This window comes from Micromonospora sp. NPDC047753 (genome assembly GCF_040642735.1).
Taxonomy (GTDB): Bacteria; Actinomycetota; Actinomycetes; order Mycobacteriales; family Micromonosporaceae; genus Micromonospora.
In genome coordinates this window covers 1-4833 of sequence record NZ_JBEYSL010000501.1, presented here as the reverse complement: position 1 = coordinate 4833, position 4833 = coordinate 1, and the positions used below count along the sequence as shown (strand labels likewise).

Below are 4833 nucleotides of genomic sequence, written 5' to 3'. Positions count from 1 at the left end.
GCCCGAATCCTGCTACTATTCGGCGTTTCGTGAGCCTGGCTCGTCTCCGTGCCGGGAGTGCGGGGGTCGCCGCGTCGTCATCGACCGGCGGGAGTGCAAGAGTACGCCGGCCCGGCCAACGGCCGAGCCGGCGCAACGAGGCCGACGGCTCAGACCGCCGGGCCGGCCCCGCCACTGGGCACCGGCAACGCGCTGCCCTTGATGAACTCCGACCAGCTCAGGCTCCACGCCGTCCAACCGTTGCCGGCGGTGATCCTGCGCTCGGTGCCCTTGATCGTGATCGGGTCACCGATCCGGGTCTTGTCGAACAACCACCTGGCGTTCGCCATCGACACGTTCACGCAGCCGTGCGAGACGTTCTGCCGCCCCTGCACGTGCTCCGACCAGGGTGCGGCGTGGATGTACTCGCCGCCCCAGGTGAGCCGCTGGGCGAACTGGATGTCGGTCACGTAACGGTTGGCCGGATCCGGGTCGTCGCGGGTGTCGAAGACGGTGGCTTCCTTCTTCTCCATCACCACCATCGTGCCGCTCGACGACGGGGTGCTCTTCTTGCCCAGGCTCACCGGAATGGTGCGTACCGGCGTGCCGTTCTCGAACACCGTCATCTTCTTGTTGGCGTTGTCGACCTTCATCTCGAACGAGCGGCCGATCTTGGCGGTGGCCTTGCGGTCGATGTCGCCGTACCTACCGTTGCTCAACGGCATCCCCGCCAGGGCGATCCGCACGGTGATGGTGGTGCCCGGCTTCCAGTACTCCGGAGCCCGGTAGTAGGCCTGCGTGCCGTTGCTGACCCAGTGCCACGCGCCCGGCTGCGGCGGGTCGGTCCTGACGAACATCCGCTTCTGCACCGCCGCCCGGTCCTTCTTCGGGATACCCGGGTGGAACTCGGTGACCACCGGCATGGCCACCCCGTAACTCTTGTCGTCGAAGAGGTAGAGGCCCGACCCGATCGTCGACTTCGGCTTGGCCATCGTGGTGAAGCTGCTGGTGCCCTGGCTGCTCGTACCGTCCGACGCGCTGGCCGTCACCGTGGCGGTGTAGCGGGTGCCCCACTTCAGCGGAGCGGACGGCACCCAGGACGAACCATCGCTCCGCAGCTTGCCCTCGATCGAGCCGCCGCCGTCCGCCGTCAACGTGACAGCTGACACCTTCCCGCCGTCCGGGAGCTTCGCGCTGATCTCCGTGCTCACCGGCCTGTTCTTCGTGCCGTTCGCCGGGCTCAGCGCGAGTGCTGGCCCACTCGGTGTGCTCGGTGTCGAAGGTGCGGCTGAGCCGGGGGTGGCGCTCACGTCCGGGGACGCCCCGCCAACGAATTCCGGCTTCTTTCCGTCGCCGCCGCATCCGGTCAGTGCCAGCGCCGCCGCCAGAGTCAGGGCGCCCACCACCGCCCCGGCTCGCGTGAACCGTGCCATGCCCACCTCTGTTCTCGCGTACCTGGCGGACATCGTGCCGCATCGACGCCGCAACCCACGTCCCGATCTTGACGGTGGTGCCCGGTTCGGGGCTTTTGCCGGCAAAGCTCGACCGAAGGGGGGACCCGGGGAACCGAATTGGAGGCCGCTCGGGAGGGGTGCTAATGTTCTCTCCGTTGCCGAACGAGCGCCGCTAGCTCAACTGGCAGAGCAGCGGACTCTTAATCCGCGGGTTCGGGGTTCGAGTCCCTGGCGGCGCACCAACGATGAAGGTCCTGACCTTGCAGATCTCTGCCGGTCAGGGCCTTTTTCGCGTACGCCGATAATGGGCGTCGCTCGGTGGGTGCTCGGGAGCCGTTGGACGTGGCCGGGGTCGGTGGGACGCGGTGCGATGCCGGCTGACAGACCCATGGATCAAGTGAGGCGCGCTGCCGCCGGTGCATCCCCCGGGCGCGGATGGGAGTTAGTTGTGCGTCGGATCATGCGTAGGTCGGTGCGGGCGATTCTTCTGGATGAGGAAGACCGTCTCGTGCTGATCAGGCGGATCAAGCCCGGCCGGGCGCCGTACTGGACGACGCCGGGCGGTGGCGTGGAGTCGACGGATGCCTCACTGGAGGCCGCGCTTCGCCGGGAGTTGTACGAAGAACTCGGTGCCGAGGCCGACCGGTTCGCCCAGGTGCTCCTGTTCACCGCCCCCAGTGGAGAGGGCGTTGCGGTCCAGCACTTCTTTGCCTGTCGGCTACTTCAGCTCAACGAGGACGCCCGTACGGGGCAGGAGTTCGCTGACCCGTCGCGTGGTGGCTACCAGCTTGACCGGTTGAGGATCGACGAGCTTCCTGCGGTGGATCTCAAGCCGGACGCGTTAAAGGAGTTCATCACCTCCAACGAGGAGGCGCTGCTCTCGATGTAGGGCAGTACTGGCCAGACCATTGCTGGGTCGATTCTGAACTGATATCGGCTACGGCCGGGCACGGGTTTGGCCGCCGCGTCGGGCGGGCCAGCCGACCGGCGGCGGGGCACTGGGGCGCGCTGGTCCAGGCACCGCCCCGCCCCGGGGGTCGGCCATGACGGTGTACGTGTCGCGGTACGCCGTGGCCGGCGAGCTGGCGACAGACCGCGCAGCGGTGGTCCCGGCGGCGGTGGGACCGGGCTCGGCCGAACGGCCGCTGTTGACGCACGTCTGGCGGGTCCTGTTCGAGCAACAGGCACGGAAGTGCCGCCGCCGATGAGTACGGACGGAACCGGTGCTGACGAGCAGCACCGGCCCGTGCCGGCGGAGCATCTGCCGTTGCGTCCGCTCTGGCTGTGTCGCCGCTGCGGGCAGCCCTGGCCCTGCGGACGGGCGCGGCTCGTACTGGTCGCCGAGTACCGCGACAACACAGTCGGCCTCTTCCTATACCTGGCCGGCCTGCTCCATGAGGCCATCGACGACCTCCACCAGCTCGATCCGAGCACCGGCGGCGATGTCAAAGGCCTGTTCGACCGGTTCCTCGGCTGGCCCGCCCGACACCACAGTGGGGCTGAATCGCCGCGCTGACCGCGATCTCCCGCCGTCTCACGCTCTCTCCTTCTACCGCCTTCTCGCCCGCGACCACTGATCACTTACTCCTCCGTGACGTCTGGTGACGTCGGTGCCGTGCCGGTAGGTTCGACCTCCTGAGCTCTCGTCGTCAGGTGGAGGAATCCGGCAGCGTGTCGCATGTCGAGAAGATCACTACGGAGCTACGTACGCTGGCGGCCGGGGTCGAACGTGCACAGGGTCTGGCTGCCGCCGCTGATCAGCAGGCGCAGGAGATCGCGCTGCGCGCGGCGGGTGCCGGGTTCGCTGCGGTCGCTGCCGGTATGGCGCGGGTGCGCGGAGCCATCGCCACCATCCGGGGTGGACTGGGAGGTCTGACCGGGGCTGTCGGTGATGCCACGAAGGTGGCCGCTGGTGTCCCGAGGCAGGCCAGTCCGGGGGAGACCATCAGCGGGCTGACGCCGGTGCAGAGTGCGGTCGACGGCATCCGTGACCAGACGGCCGCCACGATCACCCAAGTCGGTGAGGCGCAGCAGCTTGTCGTTGGAGTTCTGCAGGGTGGGCAGCCAGGAGGGCTGCTGCAGGCTCTGGAGAGCGTCAAGCAGGTGCTTGTCGTGCTGGTCCAGTGCACCGCTACCACCCGCCAGGCGGTAGACGCGGCGATCGCCGAGGCACGACAGTTGGGAAACTGAGCGGGGCTGGCGGTGCCGTACCGACCAGCCCTGCCTCGGTTAACACACCATCCCCCGGTAGGGGCGTGACGCCATGGACGCGCAAGCCGACCGGAGAGCGCGGCGGTTCGCCTACCGGCCGGCGTACCCAGATTCCTCCGAGAGAAGACGCGCGCGTGCGGCGCTCCCTGGAACTGGAGAACCAGTGCGCCGATACCGTCGCCGCGGAGGGGTACCGACTCCACCAGAACCCGAGCCGGCAGGAGATCGCTGACGCCCGGCTCGGTACCGGTGATTCCGGGAAACCGGGCAAGGATCCCGACTACCTGATCGAGGGACACGTCTTCGACTGTTACTCCCCGATGCCAGCGAAGAGCGTGCGAGGCGTGTGGAGCGGGGTATCCGACAAGATCACCAGCGAGCAGACCCAACGGGTGGTGGTCAACCTCCACGACTGGAGTGGCGATCTCCCGGCGTTGCAGAGACAGTTCGACGACTGGCCGATAGCAGGGTTGAAGGAACTGGTGGCGGTGACGTGCAGCGGGGCGATAATCCAGATCCTGCGACGAGACTGAAGGGCTATCCATGGCGACCGAGTACCGCTTGACGCTGGCCGGCGACATTCCTCTCGATGTGCTGGCCGGTGTCGTTGCTCCGGAAGGTGTTGAGGAGTCGGCGGTAGATGGCAGGCCCCGGGTGTTGAGTGCGGACCTCAGCGATCGGTGTGGTTACACGGTGAGCATCCACGGCGGCTCCCACGGCTACTTCGAGGCCGAGGATGGTGACGGCTCGATGTGGGAGTGGGAACCAGAGCGGTACGTCACCATCGGCTTCCGGCTGATTAAGAGCGAATCCTCCGACCGGGCGACGCGGGAGATGCTGGCGAGTGTGGCCCGGGTGCTGGACGAGCGACCGGAGGACGCCGCGCTGATCCTCGACGCCGACTGGCTGCTACTGACCCGCTTCTCGGGAACGCTGCGCCGGCACGCACTGAGCTGGTGGGGCGTTCACGGCGAGGACGATCTTCTCAGCCGGTAAGAGGCTCGGCGGCCAGCCTATTCCGCGACTGGCAAGGGCCTCGGCCCTGACGCGCCCGCAGACGCAAGGACTTCTTCGGCCGGCTGCGGGCGGCATGGACCGTGCGCTAGCCATCCTGGACGATCAATCTCCTAATCCGCGGGTTCGGGGTTCGAGTCCCTGGCGGCGCACCAACGATGAAGGTCCTGACCTG

7 protein-coding genes and 1 tRNA gene are annotated in these 4833 nt (G+C 67.7%); 7 read left to right on the top strand and 1 reads right to left on the bottom strand.

The genetic code is table 11. The annotated features are described in order from the left end of the window. Positions 1–149 precede the first annotated feature (149 nt). Positions 150–1412, bottom strand: coding sequence for an Ig-like domain-containing protein (locus ABZ749_RS29530; protein WP_357233531.1), 1263 nt, complete (start codon positions 1410–1412; stop codon positions 150–152). 187 nt (positions 1413–1599) lie between these two features. Between ABZ749_RS29530 and ABZ749_RS29525 the strand changes: the two genes are divergently transcribed. From ABZ749_RS29525 to ABZ749_RS29495, 7 genes are all read left to right on the top strand, one after another. Beyond that, positions 1600–1675: transfer RNA gene (locus ABZ749_RS29525), tRNA-Lys, on the top strand. Positions 1676–1905: 230 nt separating this feature from the next. Continuing rightward, positions 1906–2322: an NUDIX domain-containing protein gene (locus ABZ749_RS29520; RefSeq protein WP_357233529.1), complete on the top strand. Its 417-nt coding sequence runs from the start codon at positions 1906–1908 to the stop codon at positions 2320–2322. A 154-nt stretch (positions 2323–2476) separates the two neighbouring features. Then, positions 2477–2641: a multiple cyclophane-containing RiPP AmcA gene (gene amcA / locus ABZ749_RS29515; protein ID WP_357233527.1), complete on the top strand. Its 165-nt coding sequence runs from the start codon at positions 2477–2479 to the stop codon at positions 2639–2641. Further along, the gene (locus ABZ749_RS29510) at positions 2638–2949 is read left to right on the top strand and encodes a hypothetical protein (RefSeq protein ID WP_357233525.1); all 312 of its coding nucleotides are present in this window, start codon (positions 2638–2640) and stop codon (positions 2947–2949) included. Before amcA ends, ABZ749_RS29510 begins: the two co-directional genes overlap by 4 nt. Positions 2950–3104: 155 nt before the next feature. Then, positions 3105–3623, top strand: a complete 519-nt coding sequence (locus tag ABZ749_RS29505; protein WP_357233534.1) for a DUF6244 family protein — start codon at positions 3105–3107, stop codon at positions 3621–3623. Between the two features lie 155 nt (positions 3624–3778). Continuing rightward, positions 3779–4177, top strand: coding sequence for a hypothetical protein (locus tag ABZ749_RS29500; RefSeq protein ID WP_357233523.1), 399 nt, complete (start codon positions 3779–3781; stop codon positions 4175–4177). Positions 4178–4187: 10 nt separating this feature from the next. Continuing rightward, positions 4188–4640, top strand: a complete 453-nt coding sequence (locus ABZ749_RS29495) for a SitI3 family protein (protein WP_357233521.1) — start codon at positions 4188–4190, stop codon at positions 4638–4640. Positions 4641–4833: the final 193 nt, after the last annotated feature.